22 protein-coding genes are annotated in these 23,648 nt (G+C 57.3%); 8 read left to right on the top strand and 14 right to left on the bottom strand.

Features of this window, described 5'->3' with window-relative positions:
- Positions 1 to 17: 17 nt before the first annotated feature.
- Positions 18 to 698: an RNA polymerase sigma factor RpoE gene (rpoE, locus tag C7H09_RS06860; protein WP_420844182.1), complete on the bottom strand. Its 681-nt coding sequence runs from the start codon at positions 696 to 698 to the stop codon at positions 18 to 20.
- A gap of 108 nt (positions 699 to 806) precedes the next feature.
- On the opposite strand from rpoE, the gene nadB reads away from it, so the two are divergent.
- The 5 genes from nadB (at position 807) to C7H09_RS06835 (ending at position 5,106) form a co-directional block, all read left to right on the top strand.
- A complete protein-coding gene (gene nadB, locus C7H09_RS06855; RefSeq protein ID WP_206074282.1) occupies positions 807 to 2,414 on the top strand; it encodes an L-aspartate oxidase in 1,608 nt (535 codons plus the stop codon).
- Positions 2,415 to 2,449: 35 nt separating this feature from the next.
- Positions 2,450 to 2,722 carry an FAD assembly factor SdhE gene (locus C7H09_RS06850; RefSeq protein ID WP_106761857.1) on the top strand — a complete coding sequence of 91 codons (273 nt, stop codon included), beginning with the start codon at positions 2,450 to 2,452 and terminating at the stop codon, positions 2,720 to 2,722.
- Positions 2,700 to 3,158, top strand: a complete 459-nt coding sequence (locus tag C7H09_RS06845; RefSeq protein ID WP_106761856.1) for a hypothetical protein — start codon at positions 2,700 to 2,702, stop codon at positions 3,156 to 3,158. The genes C7H09_RS06850 and C7H09_RS06845 overlap by 23 nt, the downstream gene beginning before the upstream one ends.
- Before the next feature lie 36 nt (positions 3,159 to 3,194).
- On the top strand, positions 3,195 to 4,172 hold the full coding sequence (ygfZ, locus tag C7H09_RS06840) for a CAF17-like 4Fe-4S cluster assembly/insertion protein YgfZ (RefSeq protein WP_106761855.1): 978 nt from the start codon (positions 3,195 to 3,197) through the stop codon (positions 4,170 to 4,172).
- A gap of 100 nt (positions 4,173 to 4,272) precedes the next feature.
- Positions 4,273 to 5,106: an HDOD domain-containing protein gene (locus C7H09_RS06835; protein WP_106761854.1), complete on the top strand. Its 834-nt coding sequence runs from the start codon at positions 4,273 to 4,275 to the stop codon at positions 5,104 to 5,106.
- Positions 5,107 to 5,200: 94 nt separating this feature from the next.
- Here the strand turns inward: C7H09_RS06835 and ung are convergent, their stop codons facing one another.
- The 13 genes from ung to ffh form a co-directional block, all read right to left on the bottom strand.
- The gene (gene ung / locus C7H09_RS06830; protein ID WP_106761853.1) at positions 5,201 to 5,932 is read right to left on the bottom strand and encodes a uracil-DNA glycosylase; all 732 of its coding nucleotides are present in this window, start codon (positions 5,930 to 5,932) and stop codon (positions 5,201 to 5,203) included.
- Positions 5,933 to 5,936: 4 nt separating this feature from the next.
- Entirely contained in the window at positions 5,937 to 7,472 is a 1,536-nt protein-coding gene (lysS, locus tag C7H09_RS06825) for a lysine--tRNA ligase (RefSeq protein WP_106761852.1), read from the bottom strand.
- Positions 7,473 to 7,527: 55 nt separating this feature from the next.
- A protein-coding gene (gene prfB / locus C7H09_RS06820; protein ID WP_106761851.1) for a peptide chain release factor 2 occupies positions 7,528 to 8,623 on the bottom strand; the annotation gives its coding sequence in 2 pieces (ribosomal slippage) (positions 7,528 to 8,550 and positions 8,552 to 8,623; 1,095 coding nt in all).
- Between the two features lie 436 nt (positions 8,624 to 9,059).
- Positions 9,060 to 10,793 carry a single-stranded-DNA-specific exonuclease RecJ gene (gene recJ, locus C7H09_RS06815; RefSeq protein WP_106761850.1) on the bottom strand — a complete coding sequence of 578 codons (1,734 nt, stop codon included), beginning with the start codon at positions 10,791 to 10,793 and terminating at the stop codon, positions 9,060 to 9,062.
- Positions 10,794 to 10,799: 6 nt separating this feature from the next.
- Positions 10,800 to 12,200, bottom strand: coding sequence for a threonine synthase (gene thrC / locus C7H09_RS06810; RefSeq protein WP_106761849.1), 1,401 nt, complete (start codon positions 12,198 to 12,200; stop codon positions 10,800 to 10,802).
- An 11-nt stretch (positions 12,201 to 12,211) separates the two neighbouring features.
- Complete coding sequence (locus C7H09_RS06805; protein WP_106761848.1) at positions 12,212 to 13,513, bottom strand: homoserine dehydrogenase; 1,302 nt, start codon at positions 13,511 to 13,513, stop codon at positions 12,212 to 12,214.
- Between the two features lie 139 nt (positions 13,514 to 13,652).
- On the bottom strand, positions 13,653 to 14,387 hold the full coding sequence (locus C7H09_RS06800; protein ID WP_106761847.1) for a thioredoxin fold domain-containing protein: 735 nt from the start codon (positions 14,385 to 14,387) through the stop codon (positions 13,653 to 13,655).
- Between the two features lie 83 nt (positions 14,388 to 14,470).
- The gene (xerD, locus tag C7H09_RS06795) at positions 14,471 to 15,376 is read right to left on the bottom strand and encodes a site-specific tyrosine recombinase XerD (RefSeq protein WP_106761953.1); all 906 of its coding nucleotides are present in this window, start codon (positions 15,374 to 15,376) and stop codon (positions 14,471 to 14,473) included.
- Between the two features lie 93 nt (positions 15,377 to 15,469).
- A complete protein-coding gene (rplS, locus tag C7H09_RS06790; RefSeq protein WP_106761846.1) occupies positions 15,470 to 15,826 on the bottom strand; it encodes a 50S ribosomal protein L19 in 357 nt (118 codons plus the stop codon).
- A 25-nt stretch (positions 15,827 to 15,851) separates the two neighbouring features.
- The gene (gene trmD / locus C7H09_RS06785; protein WP_106761845.1) at positions 15,852 to 16,610 is read right to left on the bottom strand and encodes a tRNA (guanosine(37)-N1)-methyltransferase TrmD; all 759 of its coding nucleotides are present in this window, start codon (positions 16,608 to 16,610) and stop codon (positions 15,852 to 15,854) included.
- 3 nt (positions 16,611 to 16,613) lie between these two features.
- Entirely contained in the window at positions 16,614 to 17,141 is a 528-nt protein-coding gene (rimM, locus tag C7H09_RS06780) for a ribosome maturation factor RimM (protein WP_106761844.1), read from the bottom strand.
- Between the two features lie 28 nt (positions 17,142 to 17,169).
- Positions 17,170 to 17,409: a 30S ribosomal protein S16 gene (rpsP, locus tag C7H09_RS06775; protein WP_106761843.1), complete on the bottom strand. Its 240-nt coding sequence runs from the start codon at positions 17,407 to 17,409 to the stop codon at positions 17,170 to 17,172.
- 165 nt (positions 17,410 to 17,574) lie between these two features.
- Positions 17,575 to 18,960, bottom strand: coding sequence for a signal recognition particle protein (gene ffh, locus C7H09_RS06770; RefSeq protein WP_106761842.1), 1,386 nt, complete (start codon positions 18,958 to 18,960; stop codon positions 17,575 to 17,577).
- A gap of 161 nt (positions 18,961 to 19,121) precedes the next feature.
- Here ffh and C7H09_RS06765 point away from each other — a divergent pair, with 161 nt between their 5' ends.
- The 3 genes from C7H09_RS06765 to C7H09_RS06755 all read left to right on the top strand — a co-directional run bounded on the left by C7H09_RS06765 (position 19,122) and on the right by C7H09_RS06755 (position 23,648).
- Positions 19,122 to 19,928 carry a cytochrome C assembly family protein gene (locus tag C7H09_RS06765; RefSeq protein ID WP_106761841.1) on the top strand — a complete coding sequence of 269 codons (807 nt, stop codon included), beginning with the start codon at positions 19,122 to 19,124 and terminating at the stop codon, positions 19,926 to 19,928.
- A gap of 93 nt (positions 19,929 to 20,021) precedes the next feature.
- On the top strand, positions 20,022 to 21,302 hold the full coding sequence (locus C7H09_RS06760) for an HlyC/CorC family transporter (protein ID WP_106761840.1): 1,281 nt from the start codon (positions 20,022 to 20,024) through the stop codon (positions 21,300 to 21,302).
- A 132-nt stretch (positions 21,303 to 21,434) separates the two neighbouring features.
- Entirely contained in the window at positions 21,435 to 23,648 is a 2,214-nt protein-coding gene (locus C7H09_RS06755) for a DUF1631 domain-containing protein (RefSeq protein ID WP_106761839.1), read from the top strand.

Raw genomic sequence — 23,648 nt, 5'->3', positions numbered from 1 at the left:
TGCAACCTCTTCAACGTTCATGAATGATCCAGCAAGGGGCCAAGGTGCCGGTCTACTGCATCACGGGCACGAAATATACGTGATCGCACGGTTCCGATCGGGCACTCCAGTATCCGCGCAATATCTTCATAACTCAGGCCATCATATTCTCTGAGCAGAAAAGCCGAGCGGAGTTCCTCAGGCAACAGGGCAATGGCCTCTGCCAGCGCACGCTGCAGCTGCTCTCGCTGCAGCAGCCGTTCCGGGGATGCCGGATCCCGCAGCCTGCGGCCGTCATCGAAGTTTTCGGCATCAGCCACGTCTGCCGAGCCCTGCGGCCGGCGCCCCCGGGCTTCAAGAAAGTTTTTTGCGGTGTTCACAGCAATGCGGTAAAGCCAGGTGTAGAAAGCGCTGTCGCCGCGAAAACGATCGATGGCCCGGTAGGCTTTGACAAAGGTTTCCTGCGCCAGATCCATAACTTCCTGGCTGTCATACACGTAGCGGCTGATAATGGAAGCCACCCGCGACTGGTACTTCACAACCAGCAAATCAAACGCTGCCCGGTCGCCATTGCGGACTTTGCGAACCAGTTGCAGGTCGGTCTGGCTATCGGACTGCTCGCTGTGCTTCCAGTCGTTCTCGGGTGTCATGGGCGATACAACAGCGGATCCTGGTTTTCTGGCCAGCGGCCTGGCCACAGAAGGCGTTGCTTGAGTCATAGGGCGTTCCGGCAACCGATTGACGGGGTTAACAGTTCGCCCAAATAGACAGCAAGCGTAAAGTTTAGTTCAATACACCTCCACATTATGGCCCGCGATAATCACCCAATGCCACAGTCTTATGAATACGATGTCCTGATAATCGGCAGCGGTGCTGCCGGGCTCACGGTTGCCCTCAACCTGCCGCCCCACCTGCGCGTTTGCGTTATCAGCAAAGCGGCAATCAGTTCTGGCGCCACGCTGTGGGCCCAGGGCGGCATTGCTGCGGTTCTGGACAACGCCGATTCCGTAGAGAACCACATCCAGGACACCCTGACGGCCGGTGGCGGCCTGTGCCACGAGGATGCCGTCCGCTTCACCGTTGAACACAGCAAAGAAAGTATCGACTGGCTGATCGACTCCGGTGTGAAATTCACCCGGCAGGATGATGGCGAGGACTATCACCTGACCCGTGAAGGCGGCCACAGCCACCGCCGGATTATTCACGCAGCAGACGCCACGGGCCAGGCCGTCTCCACCACACTGGCCAGCCAGGCCGAGGCACGCCCCAACATAGACCTGAAAGCCGGGCGGGTGGCGGTTGACCTGATTACCAACCGCAAACTGGCACTGCCCGGCAACCGATGTGTTGGCGCCTACATCCTGAACCTCGAAGATAACCATGTAGAGCTTTACCGGGCCAGGTTTACGGTGATCGCCACCGGCGGCGCATCCAAAGCCTATCGCTACACCACCAATCCGGATGGCGCGTCCGGCGATGGCATCGCGATGGCCTGGCGGGCGGGCTGCCGGGTGGCAAATATGGAATTTAACCAATTCCACCCAACCTGCCTGTACCACCCCCACTCGAAATCATTTCTGATTACCGAGGCCGTGCGCGGTGAAGGCGGCCTGCTGAAGCTGCCGGACGGCAACAGGTTCATGGATCGCTTTGATACCAGGGCCGAGCTGGCGCCCCGGGATATTGTCGCCCGGGCCATCGACCATGAAATGAAACGGCTGGGCGCCGATCATCTGTACCTTGATATCAGCCACAAGCCCGCGGAGTTTATCCGCCAGCATTTCCCGACGATTTACGAAACCTGCCTGGGGTTTGGTATTGATATCACCAGAGAGCCCATCCCGGTCGTACCGGCCGCCCACTATACCTGCGGCGGCATCCTCAGCGATGACCGCGCCCGAACGGACGTAAACCAGCTCTATGTCGTTGGTGAAGCGGCCTTCACCGGGCTGCACGGAGCCAACCGTATGGCCAGCAACTCGCTGCTGGAGTGCCTGGTGTATGGCCGTGCCGCAGCTGAAGACATTACCCGCCGCGAATCCGATATCCCGGCGGTTCCGCCGGTGCCCGACTGGGACGAAAGCCAGGTCCGGGATTCGGATGAGGACGTGATCATTTCCCATAACTGGGATGAATTGCGCCATTTCATGTGGGATTACGTAGGTATTGTGCGAACCACCAAGCGGTTACAGCGGGCGAAGCACCGTGTGGATTTGCTGTCGCAGGAGATCAGCGATTTCTACGGCAACTACCGGGTATCCAATGACCTGATCGAACTGCGCAATCTGGTCACCGTTGCCGACCTGATCATTTGTTCTGCACTGCAGCGCAAAGAAAGCCGGGGCTTACACTACACCCTGGACTATCCCGGTCTGCAAAATGAAGCCCGGGACACCATTCTGGTGCCAACCAATTACCGAACGCTGGCCCCCTGAGCCGAAACTTCCTGTTCTTCTTGAGGCAGATGTTTATGTCCGACACACACAATACGACCGACCACACTGACTTTCATCGTTTGTGGTGGCACAGCCGCCGCGGCATGCTGGAGCTGGACGTGCTTTTGCTGCCGTTTCTGGAAGAAGCCTACCGGGACCTTCCAAAAGACGATCAGGCCCGCTACGAGAAGCTTCTGAGCTGCGAGGACACCGACATGTTCGAATGGTTCATGCAACGCAGCAAGCCGGAAGACCCGGATCTTCGCCGCATCGTCGAGATAATCCTTGCGCGCGTCCAGCCGGATTGAACTGGCACTCCGCCCCTCGGTTATCGCCGGTGTTCTTGCCAGCCTGCCCTGGCTTATGTTCGCGCTGGCTTTGGTCGCCGGCGCCCTTGAGCTGACGGCGCTGCTGCTATTTCTGGCACCGGCGGCCTTGTATTTCGGCGTTGCGGACTTCCGACGCTGCGGGCTTTTGCAGGGTAAACATGCGCTTCTGGGGTTATCCATGGAGAACGGTCAGCTGTACGGGCGATTCGCCAACGGCCACCAGCTGCCCCTCTCCCTGCTCCGGTGCACATCAATCAGCGCTTCGGCGGTTACCTTGAAAGTCCGCGCCAAAGGCCTCAGATTGAACAACCTGACGGCAATCCTGCTGGGCCGGAACGGTCGCTTTGGCGGCAACGTAACAGAGCAGGAATTCCGACGCTTCAGAATGTGGCTTATTGCGGGGCCCCGAGCGTGAATCAGTGACCAGACCGCGTTTACCCGGAGCGTTTTAATGACCATCACATCTGCCCACCCACAACCTGCGTCCACCGGTCGGGCCCTGCTGTCTGGCCGGATCATGGCCCGGATCAGTGGCCCCGGCACCGACCAGTTTATCCAGGGCCAGTTTAGCCAGAACATCGGCGAGGTTACCCCGGCTCGATCACTGCGGGCTGCAGCCTGCACGCCAAAAGGGCGGGCATACTGTGTTACCCGGCTGGTACGTGATGACAACGACGTGCTGCTGTTTCTGGAAAAAGAACTCGCAGAGCAGACCATCCAGCACCTGAACAAATACCTGATGCTTTTCCGCGGCACCAGCCTGGAACGGGTCGAGCATGGGCAAATGTTTGGCCTTATCGGTGCCGATACAGCCGCCGCCCTGACCGACGAACGCCAGGCAGCCAGCCTCACGGACGCCGGACAGGTGGCCGCCGGAGACTTTGGTTACCTGATTCGCGTCGAAGACGACAGCGACGGGAACCCGAGATTTGAACTCTGGCAGCCCTCCCCCGGCGCCAGTTTACCGGACACGCGGGCGCTTACGCCTGAGCAATGGCAGGCCTCAGAGATTTCTGCTGGCGTGCCCTGGCTGACCACAGCCAGCCACGAAAGCTACATTCCCCAGATGCTGAATCTGCAGCACCTTCAGGGCATCCACTTCAAAAAAGGGTGCTACACCGGCCAGGAAGTCATTGCCCGAATGCACTTCCTTGGCCAGCTCAAGAAAAGCCTGTTCAGACTTGGCTTTTCCGGAACGGATTGCGCGCCCTTACCCGGCACACGGATCACGAGTGAATCGGGATCCCCCGGCGAAGTCGTCAATGCCGCAATGACCGGCGAGGATCACGGTGAACTCCTGGCTGTTCTGCGCCATGATGCCAGCAACGGCATTCTCGAAGTGGAAGGTCACCCGGAAATCGCACTTACCCTGTTACCTTTACCCTACTCTGTGCCGGAACGGGAAGCTCAAGAGACACCGGATACATAAGTTGACAGGCAAGCATCGCTGAATTTGCTATAAATAACACCAAATACTGCCGCCTATTCCCGACCTGCGGGAGGCCTTTGAATAGTGGAACTCTAGAGTCATGGCGAATATTGTTGAAACGATCAAGTCGGACCTTACGTCTGCCATTGAAAACGACAAGCTGGTCTTACCCACCTTACCAGAGGTCGCGCTTCAGGTTAGGGAGATTGCCGAATCGGAAGATTCCGCCATTGCCGACCTGGTAAAAGTCATCAGCAACGATACGGCGCTGTCGGCCCGGATCATACGGGTGTGCAACAGCCCGCTGTTTCGAGGCAACCGGGCTATCGAAAACCTTAATATGGCCGTAAGCCGCCTCGGCATGGCCTACACCAGCAACCTGGCCATGGGTCTTGCCATGGAGCAGATGTTCCAGGCCACCTCTGACATGATCGATAAACGCCTGCGTGCCACCTGGCAAACCAGCACTGAAGTCGCGGGCATCTGCCACGTACTGGCCCAGCACTATACACGCCTGAAGGCCGACCAGGCCACTCTGGCGGGGCTGGTACACCTGATCGGGGTATTGCCGATTCTGCGCTATGTTGAAGACCGGGATATTCAGATCAGCAGTATCATGCTGGACAATGTCATTGATGAACTGCATCCGAAAATCGGATGTCTGATCCTGAAAAAGTGGGACTTTCCGACAGAACTTCAGAACGTGCCGCGTGAATACGCAAACTTCCAGCGTGAAACGCCATCGGCTGATTACTCGGATCTGGTGATGATCGCAAACCTGCAGCTGGTTGCCGGATCAGACCACCCGTGGAACGAGATGGACTGGACAACCATTTCCGCATTCGATCGCCTGGGCCTGGACCCGAACATCGACATGAGCGAAGAAGAAGACCTGAACGCCCAGATGGAAGCCGCCATGGCGCTGCTTCAGTAGTACCTCGTGGTTTTCGGAGTTTGGCGCCCGTCCTTGCGATCGGGCCAGCTCCCGAAACCCACTGTGAATAATTCCCTGTACGCTCGGCTCCGCCTCACTTTTTATATTTTCTGATCATCTCTGCTTTACTCGGCAACGCCCAGTTAACCGACGCCTTTCCCTGCCGTTCCAACCACTGGTTTGCGTTTGAAAAGTGCCGGCAACCAAAGAAGCCGCGATAGGCACTGAGCGGTGACGGGTGTGGGCCTTCCAGAACCAGGTGGCGGTTCCGGTCAATGTGCTGGCCCTTTTTCTTTGCGTAACTGCCCCACAACAGGAACACCAAGTTGTCACGCTCCCGGTTGATGACTTCGATCACCTTGTCGGTAAACCTCTCCCAACCCTTGCCTTGATGGGCTCCGGCATTCCTTTGCTCGACCGTAAGGACACTGTTGAGTAGCAGCACTCCCTGCTCTGCCCACGGCTGCAGACAGCCGTGATCCGGCGGCGCTATACTGAGATCCTGCTGGATTTCCTTGAAGATATTGATCAACGACGGCGGCAGGGGTACGTCGGGCCGCACTGAAAAACTCAGTCCATGGGCCTGACCGGGGCCGTGGTAGGGGTCCTGGCCGAGGATCACCACACTCACATTCGCCAGCGGTGTGCTGTTCAGGGCGTTAAAGCAGTGGGATCTGGGGGGATACAGAACCTTTCCGGCCTGCTCCTCGGCCGCGAGAAACTCGGTCAGTTGCCGCATGTAGGGCTGGCGAAACTCGTCCGCCAGCCATTGGTCCCAACCGCAGCCGGGCTTCAGTTGTTGAGCCAGTGCCTCGGCTGGGTGCATGGGCTTACTCGCTGTCCGGCTTCTGTTCCGCCTTGTGTTCCGGGCGCATGGCCGGGAACAGAATCACATCGCGGATCGACGGTGAGTCGGTCAGCAGCATGGCCAGTCGGTCAATACCTATGCCTTCACCGGCGGTCGGCGGCAAGCCGTATTCCAGCGCCATCACGTAGTCTTCGTCGTAGAACATGGCCTCGTCATCACCGGCGTCTTTTTCCGCCACCTGGGCCTGGAAGCGCTCGGCCTGATCTTCCGCGTCGTTCAGCTCCGAGAAGCCGTTGGCAATTTCACGCCCCCCCACGAAAAACTCGAAGCGCTCGGTGACGAACGGATCGCTGTCCTTGCTACGGGCCAGCGGCGACACTTCTTTCGGGTACTCGGTAATGAACGTCGGCTGCATCAGACGATGCTCTGCCGTGGCTTCAAAGATTTCGATCTGAACCTTGCCCAGGCCCCAGATGTCTTTCACCTGAATGCCAAGGCCTTTTGCCACAGCACGGGCCTGGGTGTCGTCCGCCAGCTGTTCCCGGGTGATGTCCGGGTTATAGCGCAGAATGGCATCAACCACGGTCAGGCGCTCAAACGGCTTGCCGAAATCGTACTCGATGGTCTCTTCGGTGCCGTCTTTCAGAACCCGGGTATTGGTGACGATGGCGCTGCCCAGCACTTGTTCGGTGATGGTTCGCAGCATGTCTTCGGTCAGATCCATCAGGTCGTTGTAATCGGCGTACGCCTGATAAAACTCGACCATCGTGAACTCGGGGTTGTGCCGGGTCGACAGGCCTTCGTTACGGAAGTTACGGTTGATCTCGAACACCCGCTCAAAGCCACCGACCACCAAACGCTTGAGGAACAGTTCCGGCGCAATTCGCAGGTACATATCGATACCCAGCGCATTGTGATGGGTGACGAACGGCCGCGCCGTGGCGCCACCCGGAATCACCTGCAGCATGGGCGTTTCCACTTCCATGAAGTCGCGCTCGGCAAAATACTGGCGCATCACATTGATGATCTTGGAGCGGGCATAAAACACCCGGCGGCTGTCTTCGTTCACCATCAGATCGACATAGCGATGGCGGTAACGGGCCTCGGTGTCGGTGAGGCCCTTGTGCTTTTCAGGCAACGGGCGCAGGGATTTGGTGAGCAGAACGTATTCTTCCATGGTGACATACAGATCGCCCTTGCCGGATTTGGACAATGTGCCCCGTACGCCGACGATGTCGCCCATATCCCAGTGCTTGGTGTCTTTCTGGACATCCTTGGAGGCATAAATCTGGATACGGCCGGTCATGTCCTGAACGACCTTGAACGCCTTGCGGTCGAGCATCATGCGGCCGGCAATGGCCACTTTGATGCCGAGGCTTTCCAGCTCTTCCTTGGATTTGTCACCGTATTGTTTCTGCAGCTCGGCAGCGGTGGCGTCCCGGCGGAAGTCATTGGGGAACGGATTGCCCTGTTCGCGCAGCGCAGCCAGCTTGGCGCGGCGCTCGGCAATCAGCTTGTTGTCCTCAGGCTGTGTGGCGTTCTGGGTTTGTTCAGTCATCTTGGCTCACTAAAGAAGAAGTCGGAATGATCCGGATGGGTTTGAAAGGCGCTGATTACAGCGCCATTTTCAGACTGGCTTCAATAAACTTGTCGATGTCGCCATCCAACACCGACTGGGTGTTGCTGGTCTCGACTTTGGTGCGAAGGTCTTTGATACGGCTGTCATCCAGAACGTAAGAGCGGATCTGGCTGCCCCAGCCGATGTCAGACTTGGCATCTTCGGCTTTCTGTTTCTCTTCGTTACGCTTCTGCATCTCGTGCTCAAAGAGTTTGGCCTTGAGCTGCTTCATGGCCTGGTCTTTGTTCTGATGCTGGCTTCGGCCAGCCTGACAGGCCACCACAATGCCGGTGGGGTTGTGGGTCAGTCGCACAGCGGATTCGGTCCGGTTTACGTGCTGACCACCGGCTCCGGAGGCGCGGTAAACATCCACCCGCAGATCGGCAGGGTTAATTTCGATATCGAAGCTGTCGTCCACTTCCGGCGAGACAAACACCGATGAGAAGGAGGTGTGGCGACGGTTGCCGGAGTCAAAGGGCGATTTCCGCACCAGGCGGTGTACGCCGGTTTCGGTGCGCAGCCAGCCGTAGGCGTATTCGCCCTGAATGTGAATGGTGGCGCTCTTGATGCCTGCCACTTCACCTTCCTGTAGTTCGACGATTTCGGCCTTGAAGCCACGGCGCTCGGCCCAACGCAGGTACATGCGCAGCAGCATGTTGCCCCAGTCCTGGGCCTCGGTGCCGCCGGAACCAGCCTGTATGTCGAGGTAGGCGTTGTTGGGGTCCATTTCACCGGAGAACATACGGCGGAATTCGAGTTTTTCCAGCTCGCCGTCCAGGCCGTTCAGGTCGTTCTCGATTTCCTGAACGGTGCCTTCGTCGTCCTCTTCCACCGCCATGTCGAGCAGACTTTCCGCATCCGCCAGGCCGTTGGTGAGGTTGTCGATGGTTTTGACGATCAGCTCAAGATCGGAGCGTTCTTTGCCCAGGGCCTGCGCCCGCTCGGGGTCGTCCCATACGGTGGGCTGCTCGAGTTCGCGTTCGACTTCGGTCAGGCGCTCGCTGCGCTGATCGTAGTCAAAGGTACCCCCTCAGCGCGTCGGTGCGCTCGCGAAGCTCTTTGATCTTCGTCACTATGGGATTAATTTCCATGAAATCGTGTCTCGCGTTGGAAAATGATGCGATAAAAACAGAGGGCGGATTCTACCGGATTTCGCGGGTTAAATCAGCTGTTCATGCGCTGGAGCACGCACCGCGTGGGGTAGGGCTTTCCGAGAGACGCGGTAAATCCCCGCAAGCGGGTCCAGCCAGCAATCACAGATTGCTGTCGCTCCGCTGCGCGCGAAGCTGCACTTCTAATGCACTTGCTCTGCCCCTGTACGCTTGACGAAAACATCCCTGTTTTCGACACTCTCGAAAAGCCCTACCCCACACAGCGCCCCGGCTTGGCTCTGGATTCCAGGACAGGGTCTAACCCTCGCGGCCCAGACTTGTTTCGGGGAGTCTGCTACGGCTGATGCCAAGGGGTCTGACCCTCGCGGTCAGACCCCACCCTGGAACCCACCTGAACGCCAAAACCTGACGCCCCTCACCCAAGCGGCTCCAGATAATCCACCAGCAACTGAAGATTAGTCCGCCCCCGAAAGGTATTGGCATCGGGTTTGTAAACCACCCGCGCGCCACTACGGGTGTAATCCGGCACTTCCGGCCCCGTGTTGAAGGCAATGCCATCCACAATGCCGCCCCCTTCCGCAGGCTGGAGAACCAGCTTCAGGTGATTTTCACCCACAATGCGCTGGCTAACCACCTTGAACTCGCCATCGAACACCGGCTCAGGGAAGTGCTGCCCCCAGGGGCCTGCGCGCTTGAGCAAGTAGGCGGTGTCCAGATTGAGCTCATCCGGCGCCAGTGGACCGTCGGTGGTGATGGCCGCTTCCAGATCTTCGGGTTGCAAGGAGTCTCGCACCGCGCCATCGAAAGCTCGGCTGAAGCGCTCCAGATCACCTCGGGCAATGGTCATACCCGCAGCCATGGCGTGGCCGCCGTATTTCTTCATCAGTCCGGGATGCTTTGCATCCACCACCGCCAGAGCATCCCGAATGTGCAGGCCGGGAATGGAGCGGGCCGAGCCTTTCAGGTGTTCGCCATCATCGTCGGGCGCGAAGGCGATGGTTGGCCGGTGGGTCTGTTCGCGGATCCTGGCGGCCAGAATGCCAATCACCCCCTGGTGCCAGTCCGGATCAAACAGTGCCAGCCCCCAGGGCAAGCCTTCGATGTCCAGCGACATGGACGCCAGTAACTCCTGGGCCTGGGCTTTCATGTCTTTTTCGATGGTGCGGCGTTCGCGGTTGAAGTTGTCCAGCTCCCGGGCCAGACGCAACGCTTCGTCGCGGCCATCGGCCAGCAGGCAGGCGATGCCAATGCTCATGTCATCCAGCCTCCCCGCAGCATTCAGCCGTGGGCCCACCACAAAGCCAAGATCCGTGGCACTGATTTCGGTGTAATCCCGGCCAGCCACTTCCAGCAGGGCGAGAATGCCGGGGCGGGCCTCGCCCTTACGAATGCGGCGAATACCCTGCTCGACAAAGATCCGGTTGTTGTGATCCAGCGGCACCACATCAGCCACGGTACCCAACGCCACCAGATCCAGCAGGCACCCGAGATTGGGTTCAGGCTGCGGCAGCAAACCCTGATCCCGCAGGTGCTTTCGCAGCGCCGTCAGCACGTAAAACATCACCCCCACCCCGGCGGCATTCTTGCTCAGGAACGGACAGCCGGGCTGATTGGGGTTAACAATGGCGTCGGCGTCGGGCAGCTCTTCACCCGCCAGGTGATGGTCGGTAATAACCACTTTGATACCCAGCTCCCGGGCAGCCTGCACACCGTCGATAGCGGAGATGCCATTATCGACGGTCACCAGCAAATCGGGCAGATCATTTTCTTCCTGCAAGCGCTGGATGATGCCGGGGGTCAGGCCGTAGCCATCGGAGAAGCGGCTGGGCACCCGGAAATCAATGGCCGCAACGCCCAGCATCGACAGCCCCAGCATCGCCACGGCGGTGCTGGTGGCACCGTCCGCGTCGAAGTCGCCCAACACCATCACCCGCTGTTTGCGGGCAATGGCTTCGGTCAACAGCGCCACGGCACGATCGATACCCCGCAACTGCAAGGGGGAGGCCAGATTTTTCAGGGTGTACTGCAGTTGTTCGTCGGACTGCACACCGCGAGCGGCGTAGAGCCGGCGAAGAATCGGAGGCAGGTTTTGCCCCCAGCCCGCCTGTTCAGACGGCTGGGGGCGACGCAGGATTTTTTTTGGAGTCATGCCGGATCAGGCGTTCTTCCAGTGCTTGCCAATAAAGCTCTGCACTTCCGACACGCTGTTCTCCAGCACGGTGTAGCGCTCTTCCCGCTCGAACAGATCCGCCATGTGCGCTGGCAGCTGGGGCTTGACGCTCAGGCCGGACTCGGTAATGGCATCCGGGAACTTGGCCGGATGGGCGGTGCCAAGGGTAATCATGGGTACCGCGGAATCCCGACGGCAGTTCCGGGCCGCCCGAACACCGATGGCGGTGTGCGGATCGAGCAGGTATTCGTTCTGCTCGTACACCTCGCGGATGGTGTCGCAGGTGGTCTTGTCGTCCACAGCGTCACTGTCAAACAGCTTGCGGGCATGCTTCCAGCGGTAGTCCTCGATGCTGACCGGGCCTTTGGCGGCATTTTCCAGCAGCGTTTTCACCGCCGCACCGTCACGGCCATGCAGATCGAACAACAAACGCTCGAAGTTGCTGGAAACCATGATATCCATGCTGGGCGACAGGGTATGCTCGAGCTGGTGCTGCTCGTACTTGTTGCCGCTCATGAAGCGATGCAGGATGTCGTTGCGGTTGGTGGCAATCACCAGCTGGCTAACAGGCAGGCCCATCTTCTTGGCCAGATAACCGGCAAAAATGTCACCGAAGTTACCGGTGGGTACCGAGAACGCCATGCTGCGATCCGGGCCACCCAGCGCCAGCGAGGCCTGAAAGTAGTAGACAATCTGGGCCATGATGCGGGCCCAGTTGATGGAATTGACGGCCGCCAGCTGGGTCTTTCCACCCAGGAACGACTGGTTGCCAAAGCTTTCCTTCACCATGCGCTGGCAATCATCAAAATTGCCTTTCACCGCGATGTTATGAATATTATCGCCCTGCACCGTGGTCATCTGGCGGCGTTGCACTTCCGACACCCGCTGGTGCGGATGCAGGATAAAGATGTCCACATGCTCACAACGGCGGCAACCTTCGATGGCGGCAGAGCCGGTGTCTCCGGAGGTGGCCCCCATGATGACCACGTGCTGCTTACGCTTTTCCAGCACGTAATCCAGCAAACGGCCCAGCAACTGCAGCGCGAAATCCTTGAACGCCAGGGTTGGCCCGCGGAACAGCTCCATCACCCACTCGTTGCTGTCGAGCTGCACCAGCGGCGCAACCGCCTGATGACCAAACACACTGTAGGTTTCATTGAGCATGGCCCGGAAGTCATCCGCCGGAATGGCGTCCTCGACGAACGGGTACATCACCTTGTAGGCCAGTTCCGCGTAGGGCAGACCACGCCAGCTTCGGATCTCCTCCAGGCTGAAGTGCGGAAGGGACTCCGGCACATACAGGCCGCCGTCGGTGGCCAGGCCGGTCAGCAATACGTCTTCAAAGCCAAGAGCGGGGGCTTCACCCCGAGTACTGATGTATCTCACGTGCGTACCTGTCAGTTGAAGTTTTCGGCGCGGATGCGAACCACCTGGCCGTCAATATCGGCCAGAGCTTCCATTTCTTCGATCGCCAGGTTCATCTGACGCTCCTGCACCGTATGGGTCAGGATGATGACCGGAATCCTGCCATCCTTGAATTCCGATTCCTTCTGCATGATCGACTCGATGTTGATGCCATGCTCGCTGAGAATGGCGGCAACCTTGGCCAGCACACCCGGATGGTCGAAGGCCTGAATCCTCAGGTAATAGGCAGACTGCACATCTTCCATTGGCAGAACCGGAAGATCTTCCAACGCCTCGGGAGCAAAGCCAAGGTAGGGCACCGTCTGGCCTCCGCCACCGGCGACAATGCGGGCCACATCCACAATGTCGGCAATCACCGAAGAGGCGGTGGCTTCGTCGCCAGCGCCCGGGCCGTAATACATGGTCTGGCCCACGGCATCGCCATCCACCAGCACCGCATTCAGAACGCCGTCAACCTGAGCAATCAGATGGCTCTGGGGTACCAGAGTCGGCTGCACCCGCAACTCGATACCCTCTTCCCGGCGACGGGCGATACCCAGATGCTTTACCCGATAGCCAAGCAGCTCAGCATGGGCAATGTCGTAAGGGGTGATGCCGGAGATACCTTCGGTGTACGCCTTTTCAAACTGCAGAGGCACACCAAAGCCGGAGGCCGCCAGGATGGTGAGTTTGTGTGCCGCGTCGATCCCTTCAACATCAAAGGTAGGATCGGCTTCGGCATACCCCAGCGCCTGGGCTTCTTTCAGCACCTCGCTGAACTCGCGGCCCGCGCGCATTTCGGTGAGAATGTAGTTACCGGTGCCGTTGATAATACCGGCGATGGTATCGATGCGATTAGCCGCCAGACCTTCACGCACCGCCTTGATCACGGGAATGCCACCAGCAACACCCGCTTCATAGGCCACCACAACGCCCGCCTTGGCGGCCGCTTCAAAAATTTCGTTACCGTGCACGGCAATCAGCGCCTTGTTGGCGGTTACCACGTGCTTGCCGTTACCAATGGCAGCCAGCACCAGCTCTTTCGCTGCATCGTAGCCACCAATCAGTTCCACCACCACATCGATAGCCGGATCGTTCACAACGTCATAAATGTCTGTCGTGAAGGGAATATCTCCCAGCGCCAGATCATCCCGGCCACGGCGGCTCGCCACCCGGGTAATCCGGATATTACAGCCAGCCCGGCCCGCAATAATTGCCGCGTTGCGAGTCAGGACATTGAATGTACCGCCGCCAACGGTGCCCAGTCCGCAGATTCCGACATTGACGTCTTTCAAGCTCTCACCTCTGTTCCCGATAGGGGTGCTGATGGATTGCATTTAAGGCCGCATAGTATACCCGTTCAGGGCCAACTGAATAAGCCCTGAACAGATCACAATTACGCCAACAGAAGAGAGATCAGGCGATATTGGCAAATTACAGAAGACCCAGGCCCTCGGCCAGGCTGCGGGCAGGCACGTAGCCACGAATCATGTTTCCGTCCTCAAGCAGGATGGCGGGCGTACCGGTTACACCAACCTGGCTACCCAGGCGATACTGCTCTGCCACCGGATTGTCGCAAGTCTTCGACTTGATCGTTTTGCCGCCCTTGGCGTCATCCATCGCCGCCTGCTGGTCGCTGGAACACCAAACCGAGACATACTTTTTGAACGACGGCGTTTCCGGACCGGAACGCGGGAACGCGTAATAGTTCACGGTGATGCCATAATCATTCAGTTGCCCGACCTCATCATGCAGCTTTCGGCAGTAAGGGCAGTCAATATCCGTGAATACATCAATGACCGCTTTTTCTTCACCGTTCGCCGGGTAGGCAATAACGCCCTTGCCACCGTATTGCGACATACGCGCAAGGCGCTGCGTGGCTCTAGAGGCCTCTGTTACATTGGCGATACCGTTGTCCGTAATTTTCAGCAAATCACCGGTCAGAACGTAGGTACCATCGGCGGTGGTGTAAATTGTCTCGCCGTTATTGCTCTGAACCTCGTACAACCCTTTGGCTTCCGACTCACGAACAGAGGTCACCTGAAGACCGGGTACCGCATTAGAGAGTTTTGCCGAAATGCGGTCTTCTGCCTCGCTGGCAAAGACACCGGACGCCCCAACGACTGCAAAAAGCATAGAGCCCGCCAAGGCGAATGATTTGATATTCATGAGCTGAAAACTACCTCTGTGGTTACGTATGGTGTCTGCGACACGGAAATGCGGAATAAGTTCAGCAGCATTTGAAGGCCACCTCAACCCCTGGGATGATGCGAACGGTGAAGATCCTGCAAACGCTGGCGCGCAACGTGGGTATAGATCTGTGTCGTAGACAGATCCGAATGCCCAAGCAGCATTTGCACCACTCTCAGATCCGCACCATGATTCAAAAGGTGCGTTGCAAAAGCATGGCGAAGCGTGTGGGGCGACAGCGGCTTGCTGATGCCTGAGCGCACGGCGTACAGTTTGATTCTGTACCAGAACGCTTGCCGGGTCATGGCTGTTGCACGATTGCCGGGAAACAAAGCATCGCTGGTCTTACCCCTGAGCAACTCTGACCGCGCCAAACGCATGTACTGAAGGAGCCAGTCCACGGCCTCTTCGCCCAGCGGCACCAGGCGCTCCTTCCCACCCTTCCCCAGAATACGGACAAGCCCCTGGCGAAGATTCACCTGGCCCACCGTTAACCCCGTGAGTTCAGACACCCGAAGGCCACATCCGTACAGAATTTCCAGCATGGCGCGATCCCGCAACTCCACCGGTATCTCCGGATCCGGCTCTGCCAGAAGCGTCTCCACATCAGCTTCTGTCAGGGTCTCCGGCAGGCGCCGGGGCAAGCGAGGACTATCCAGCCTGAGCGTCGGATCCTCGGCAATAACCCCCTCTCGCAGAAGATAGCGATAGAAACGCCGGACACCGGACAGACGACGGGCTGCCGTAGTTGCCTTCAGACCATCACTCAGGCCCCGGGACAGCCAACCCAGCAAATTCGTGCGACTCGCAGAAGCAAGCAGGGGTGCCCCTGGCTGCTGATCCAGCCAGCCAGACAGCCGCCGTAAATCACTGGCGTAGGCCTGTCGGGTTTTCTCTCCCAGCCCGTCTTCAAGCCAAATGGCATCGCTGAACCGCTCAATCAACTGCTCATTTTCTGGCCGAGACACACCACCGCCCTCCAACACACTTTTCCATTACAGCCACGTACAAAAAAGGCAGCCATAAAGGCTGCCTTTTCGGGACTGATCCGGAAACCGGAATCAACCAAGCTTTTCCTTAATGCGGGCCGCCTTACCAGACAGGTCACGCAGGTAGTACAGCTTGGCCTGGCGAACGTCACCACGACGCTTCACCTTGATATCGCCAATCAGCTTGGAGAAAGTCTGGAAGGTACGCTCAACACCCACGCCGTAAGAAATCTTACGAACGGTGAAGGAAGAGTTCATGCCACGGTTACGCTTACCGATAACAACGCCCTCGAACGCCTGCAGACGCTCACGGTTGCCTTCAGTTACGCGAACCTGAACAACCACGGTATCGCCCGGCGCAAACGCAGGGATTTCCTTGGTCATCTGTTCTGCTTCAAGTTGACTGATGATGTTGTTTTTGCCGCTCATCGTAATGCTCCTGATACTCAATCTCTCAATGCCCTGATGTTTCAGAGGCACCCGGTTCGTTCAAAATTTCATCCAGCAGCTTTCGCTCTTCTTCCGTAACTACCCGCTGTTCCAGCAGGTCGGGGCGTCGCTCTCTGGTTCGCCTCAGCGATTCTTTTAACCGCCAACGCCGGATCTGTTCATGGTGACCGCCCAAAAGAACTTCCGGCACCGCCTGACCTTCGTATACCTCGGGCCGGGTGTAGTGCGGACAATCCAGCAAACCGTCGGCAAAAGAATCCTGCTCTGCCGACTGCGCATGACCCAGCGCTCCGGGGATGAGGCGTGTAACCGCATCAATAACAGTCATTGCCGCCAGCTCACCACCTGAAAGGACAAAGTCCCCAAGGGAAACTTCCCGGTCAACTTCCGCCGCTATCAGGCGTTCATCAACACCTTCATAGCGACCGGCAACAAGGATCAGCCTCTGTTCGGCGGCCAGGGACTCCACCACCGATTGATCCAACCGTTCACCCTGAGGTGACAGGTAGACCACGCAAGCTTTACCGGGTGCCGATGCCCGAGCGGCCTGTATGGCATCCCGCAGAGGCTGAATCTTCATCAGCATCCCGGGCCCTCCACCATAGGGCCGGTCATCCACCGTTCGGTGACGGTCGTGGGTATAATCCCGCGGATTCCAGTATTTGAAGGTCAGCAGACCTTCACGTACCGCCCGTCCGGTTATCCCGTAATCCGTTACCGCAGAAAACATTTCCGGAAACAGACTGACTGCGCCAATCCACACCCGTCAGAACTCCGGATCCCACTCGACCACCAGACGGGAAGCCGGCAGATCCACATCCCGGACAACCTGATCCGGCAGATAAGGAATCAGACGCTCACGCTGGTCTATCGAAGCCGGGGTTGCGCGAACCACCAGGACATCATTGGAACCTGTTTCCAGCAGGTGGTGAACCTTACCCAGGCACTCACCTCCGATCGTGATCACCTCCAGCCCTTCGAGCTGATGCCAGTAGAATTCGCCTTCCGGCAGTTCCGGCAGTTGCTCGGTAGGAACACGAATCTCAGCCCCGCAGTAACTGCGAGCAAGATCACGATCATCAATACCTTTAAGCCTGACGACAATCCCCTGCCCCTGGCGGCGACCATCTTCAAGCTTTATCGGAATCCGCTTACCGTCCAGGAGCAATGTCCAGTCCCGGTAATCAAGAATTCCTTCTTTCGGATCTGTGTAAGAGAAGACTTTGAGCCACCCCTTCACTCCGAACACCGAGGTGATCCGGCCGATCACAGTTTCCTGCGAAGTCTGCGTCATGCCTTTACTACCCCGGTGGAACGTACTCTTACTCAGCCGTCTTCAGCAACTGTGCAACGCGATCACTCGCCTGCGCACCCTGGCCCAGCCAGAAATCGACGCGCTCGCGGTTAACACGCAGACGCTCTTCCTGACCCTGGGCGACCGGGTTGAAGAAGCCAACACGCTCGATAAAACGGCCATCACGTGAGTTACGGCTGTCAGTGACTGTCAGATGGTAAAACGGGCGCTTCTTGGAGCCGCCACGAGCCAAACGGATTGTAACCATTTCGACCAATATCCTGTTCTGTTGTACGAACTTTGTACGTTTCTCATCGCACCCGGAGGCGCCTGACGAGAATACCCATACTCGAAAGGGGCGCTATTCTATGTCAAAAGAGCGCCAAAGAAAACAGGGAAACAAGCAGTTTCCCTATTTTATGTGTAAGGCTTTTTACATACGGCCAAACGGAGGCATTCCACCGCCTCCGCCAGGGGGCATCATACCACCAAGACCACGCATCAGGTTGGCCGCACCGCCTTTCTTGCCAAACTTCTTCATCATCTTGGACATTTGTTTGTGCTGCTTCAGCAACCGGTTCACATCCTGGATCTGGGTACCCGACCCTGCGGCAATTCTGCGCTTGCGGGAATTATTGATGACATCCGGATAGCGGCGTTCTTTCGGCGTCATGGAACTGATGATCGCTTCCATCTGCCCAACAGATTTGTCGTTAACCTGCGCCTGGGCCATCTGGGCCATTTGCCCCATGCCCGGCAATTTGTCGAGCAGGCCGCCGATACCACCCATATTCTTCATCTGTTGCAGCTGATCCCGAAAGTCTTCCAGGTCAAACCCCTTCCCCTTCTTGATCTTCTTGGTCAGCTTTTCTGCTTTTTTACGATCCAGCTTGCGCTCAGCCTCTTCAATAAGAGACAGCACATCACCCATACCAAGAATACGGGAGGCAACACGATCCGGGAAGAAAGGCTCAAGAGCATCCGTCTTCTCGCCCACACCCAGGAACTTGATCGGCTTACCCGTTATGTGCCGAACCGACAAGGCTGCACCGCCACGGGCATCGCCATCTGTCTTGGTAAGCACCACACCGGTCAGCGGTAGCGCATCGTTGAACGCCTTGGCCGTATTCGCCGCATCCTGCCCCGTCATTGCGTCGACCACAAACAGGGTCTCGACCGGGTCAACCGCCTTATGAAGACGGCCAATTTCGCCCATCATCTGCTCATCGACATGCAGGCGACCCGCGGTATCCAGAATCACAACATCAATGTGCTTGCGCCGGGCCGCGTCGATGGCGCTATTGGCAATCTCTACCGGATCCTGCTCGATGGTGCTGGGAAAAAACTCGACACCCACTTCACCGGCCAGAGTTTGCAGCTGTTGTATCGCGGCCGGCCGGTATATGTCTGCACTCACAACCAGAACCGACTTCTTCTCGCGCTCTTTCAGAAATCGCGAGAGTTTGGCAACGGTCGTGGTTTTACCCGCCCCCTGCAGGCCAGCCATCATAATCACAGCTGGCGGTCTGGTGGTCAGGTTCAGGCTGGCATTGCCATCGCCCATCACCCGCTCCAGCTCCTGTTGAACCACCTTTACGAACACCTGGCCCGGGGTCAGGCTTCGCTGCACCTCCTGCCCGATCGCACGCTCGCGCACTCCCTCAATGAACGCCTTGACGACCGGCAGCGCCACGTCGGCCTCGAGAAGCGCCATACGGACTTCGCGGAGCGTGTCTTTGATATTTTCATCGGTCAGGCGCGCCTGACCGGAGATCTTGCGCAAGCTGCCGGATAGCCGGTCCTGGAGATTCTCAAACATGTTACTCTTCCGTACCCCGGAGAAATTGTTCACACAGATCAAGGAACCGGGCTGGCCCGCTTGATTCCTGTTGCATAATCGCGACATTATACCCAGACTACGGAGCCTCTTAACAACTCCGCGCCGAATTCACTCCATCAGGCAATGCGATAAAGGACGTCATGGGAACGCTGATTCTCGCGGTTACCGCACTTTTTCTGTACAGCGTAGGAACCGCGCTCCAGGCACTTCACTTCCGTGGCAAGGTCGAAAGCAATCTGGCCATCACTACCCTGATTGGCGTACTCGCCCTGACCGGGCACGGCCTGCTTATCGCCCAGACCGTGCATCTGGATGGTGGTTTTGATCTGAGCTTTTTCAAAAGCTCGATTCTGATTTCCTGGTTTATCGTATTTTTGCTGCTCGGCCTTAACCTCAGCAAACCCGTACAAAGCCTGTTTATCGCCGCTTACCCGATTGCCGCGCTAACCATCGTAATGGCACTGGTTACGCATGCTCCGTCCCGGCTGGTACCGGAACAGAATTACGGCATGTTGTCGCACATCGCCCTGTCTGTGACGGCCTACAGCCTGTTCACACTCGCTGCCATTCAGGCCGTTCTGCTCTATATCCAGAACCGCCAATTGAAGCACAACTACAACAGCCCCCTGATTCGCAACCTTCCCCCCCTGCAAACCATGGAGTCTCTGTTGTTCGAGATGGTTTGGGCAGGTGTCGTGCTACTGGTACTGGCAATCGTCACAGGCGCCATCTTCATCGAGGATCTGTTCGCCCAGGATCTTGCCCATAAAACCGTATTTTCCCTGCTCTCGCTGCTGGTGTTTGTCGGCCTGCTGGTTGGGCGCTACACCAAAGGCTGGCGCGGCATGACTGCCAGCCGATGGACACTGGCAGGCTGCGCACTGCTGATGCTGGCTTTTTACGGCAGCAAATTTGTTCTGGAGCTGGTGTTTCACCGGGGTATCTGAACAAATCTACAAGTGCACGGGTGAGACTGTCTTGACACCCCTCCCTGTCAAAATCTATTTTCCCAGTTTACCAATCACAAAAGGGTTCCACTTTTGAACGAGACGTCGCTTCCGGCGCTGTTTACTCTTCTGGTCGCTCTGATCGCATTTTCTGCGTTTTTCTCCAGCTCTGAAACCGGCATGATGTCCCTGAACCGGTACCGGCTCAAACACATGGCTAAAACCGGCCACAAGGGTGCCAAACGCGCCCAGGGCATGCTCAACCGAACGGATCAGCTGATTGGCGTTATCCTGATCGGCAACAATTTCGTCAACATTTTTGCCTCTGCTATTGCCACGGTTATTGCTATCCGGATCTGGGGCGATGCCGGCATCGCGATTGCCACCGTGCTCCTGACGATCGTCATTCTCATTTTTGCCGAGGTCACGCCCAAAACCCTGGCAGCCTTGTTTCCGGAAAAGATCGCCTTCCCCGCCAGCTACGTTCTCGGCCCCCTGCTGAAGCTGCTCTACCCCCTGGTGTGGTCTGTAAACCTGTTTACCAGCGGCATATTGCGAATACTCGGCATTTCCTCTGCCCAGGCATCTGAGGATCATCTCAGCCGGGAAGAGCTGCGAACGGTTGTAAACGAGGCCGGCGCCCTGATTCCGGCCCGCCATAAAGACATGCTGGTTGGGATCCTGGATCTCGAAAACGTGACAGTCAACGATATCATGGTGCCCCGGAACGACGTGGTAGGCATCGATCTGGACGACGATACAGACACCATTCTGCGACAGCTCAGAAGCAGCCAACATACCCGCCTGCCGGTCTTCAAGGGCGACATCAATAATATCCAGGGCATCCTGCACCTGCGCAGCGCCGCAAAACTGCTGCAGGAAACCGAAATCAACAAAGCGATGGTGATGCAGTTGTGCCAGGAACCCTATTTCATTCCGGAAAGCACCGCGCTAAATACCCAACTGCTGAATTTCCAGAAAGGTAAACGCCGGTTTGGCATTGTTGTAGACGAGTATGGCGACGTGCTGGGGCTTGCCACACTGGAGGATATTCTTGAGGAGATTGTGGGTGAGTTCACCACGGATTACGCGGCAACCTCTCCGGACATCATTCCGCAGGACAATGGCACCTATATTATTGATGGCAGCACCGCAGTTCGCACCATCAACAAAACGCTTGGCTGGACCTTACCCACAGACGGCCCGAAAACCCTCAATGGACTGATCACAGAAACCCTGGAAAACATTCCCGACACCAACGTGTGCCTGAAAGTTGAAGGGCATCGCATAGAAGTCCTGCAGATAAAGGATAACGTGGTCAAAGCCGCCATCGTCCACGGCATACGAAAGAGAAAGCGTACTGCCAGTCATTAACCGCGTCGCAAGGTTAGTTTTTAGTCATGTTCATATTGGCCAAAATGAGCTAAATTTAACCAATAATCAGAATCGACGTATAAGAAACGAGCTCGGTCATGTATCCGGTTGAGGCGTAAACAGGAGTCGGCCATGAATAAGCAGTCCGGCATACACTATCTCCGCGAGCATCAGGCTTCAACGGGGGATGCCCCCGTCCCCGCCGAGGTGGCTCGCATTCGCGATACCGTCACTGCAGGGCTGGGTGATTTGCTTCAGGGCGCATTCGACGCCGTCGATGACTCCCTGTTTGAGCTGGCCAACAACGCTCGAAGCAATAACGAACAAAACCGGTATTTCGAAGCGATGCGGGAGATCCGCATCAAGCGAAAAGGCGTTGAGCGACAATTTCAGAACACCGTGGCGCGCTTCTTCTCCAACCCGCCCCACACCCGCCAACTCAGCGGCAGCGAGAGTGTGCAGCCAGCCAATGCAGACTCATTGTCTCTGGTTGGCAACGACGATCTGGAAGAGCAGGTTGCCTTTAATGCCATGGCCACCAAAGCCAAGGCACACTTTCAGGGGCCTCTGTTACAGTTGCAGGCTCGGTTCACAGAAGTATACCCCGACGCAACCGAAGACAATCCCGTTAACCCGATGGCACCGGATCACCTGTGCAACGCCTTCACAGAATCGATCCAGGCCCTCGATATCCAGATTCGCGAGCGCCTGATTCTGCTCAAACAGTTCGATCGCTATGTTATTTCCAACCTGGGCATGCTGCTCGACGAGGCAAACCGGATCCTGGTTCAGGCTGGCGTTATTCCCAACTTCCGTTTTCATGGCAGAAAAGATCAGGAACAATCCAGGCAGCCCACGGGCAGTCACTCTGACTCACTTCGGCCAGCGGCCGCTCCGCAACCCCCCAGCCCCGAAGAGTCGGCTCTGTTCTCCCAGATTCAACAAATGCTCGCGCTGCAACGCAGCCAGGCCGGTACGCCTCCACGCAGTTCCGATGCGTCATTGAGAATCGTCGGTGGCACGGAGCTTGTGTCGATGCTCAGCCAGATACCGGCCAACCCGGCTCCACCACCGGACAATGGAGATCTGAGCACCGGAGAGCCTGTAACACTGGATCTGAGGCAGGTGGTTCATGCATTACTGGCCCAGGCCGATAACGGAGATGGAAAGAAGCCAGCACTCAACGAGATCGATGAGGATCTAATCAACCTGGTCTCCATGCTGTTCGAGTTTATTCTGGATGATTACAACCTGTCGGCTCCCGTTCAGGTACTGATCAGCCGTCTTCAGATCCCTATTCTGAAAGTGGTCATCAAAGATAAGAGCTTCTTCAGCAAGACCTCCCACCCTGCCAGACGGCTACTTAACTCATTGGCCAAGGCCGGAATCGGGTGGAGCAACAGCGACGAAAAAGCCCGGGACAAGCTTTTCGACCGCATTCATGAAGTTGTTCAGACAATACTCAACGAGTTTGATGGAGACATTACCCTGTTCGAAACACTCAACAATGAATTTGAACAGTTTCTGGAACGGGAAAACAGGAAGTCCCAGCTTGTAGAGCAGCGCACGCGGGAATCTGAACGTGGCCGAATTAAATCCCAGAAAGCGCAGGAAGCCGTTGATTCGCTCTTGAAAGAAAAGGTCAATCGTTACCGGCTCCCGGAGACCGTGACCGACATGCTGACGAACGGCTGGAGCAGGGTCTTGTTTCTTGCCTACCTCAAGGATGATACGGAGCACCGCTGGTATGAATCGGTGCGCGTTGTAGACGACCTGATCTGGTGTCTGCACCCCCACGAGGAAAGCGAGGAACGGGAGCAATGGGTTCGGGTGGTTCCCGGATTACTGAAGTCCCTGCGCGCAGGTTTGGAACAAGTCTCCTACAACACCGCGCGCCTCGACCAGGTTATCAAAGAACTGAAACATGAACTGGCCAACGCGTTCCGAACCAATGCGGCTATTGAAGCGCGGCAGGATGATCCTGACAGCGTGCCTGGCACAGAACCGGCAGATCCCGGCCATCCAAGTGCCGTCGAGCGGCAGCAGGAGTTGGAGGACGCAGCGGTGGCCGAGTATGTTACCAAACTGGAAAGTCTGGAGGTGGGCAACTGGGTCGAATTCCGCCTGGTAAATGGCGCAAGCTTCCGGTGCAAGCTCTCCGCAATAATCGAAGAGGCTGGCAGCTATGTGTTTGTTAACCGCATGGGACTGAAGGTCATTGAAAAGAACAGAATCGAACTGGCACATGAAATGCGCCGGGGACGGATGACGATGCTGGAGCAAGGCGCGCTGATCGACCGCGCGCTGAACGCCGTAGTCGGCAACCTGCGCACGAAAACCGCCTGA

The organism is Marinobacter fuscus (assembly GCF_003007675.1).
Lineage (GTDB): Bacteria > Pseudomonadota > Gammaproteobacteria > Pseudomonadales > Oleiphilaceae > Marinobacter > Marinobacter fuscus.
This window is presented reverse-complemented; position numbering and strand designations above follow the sequence as displayed.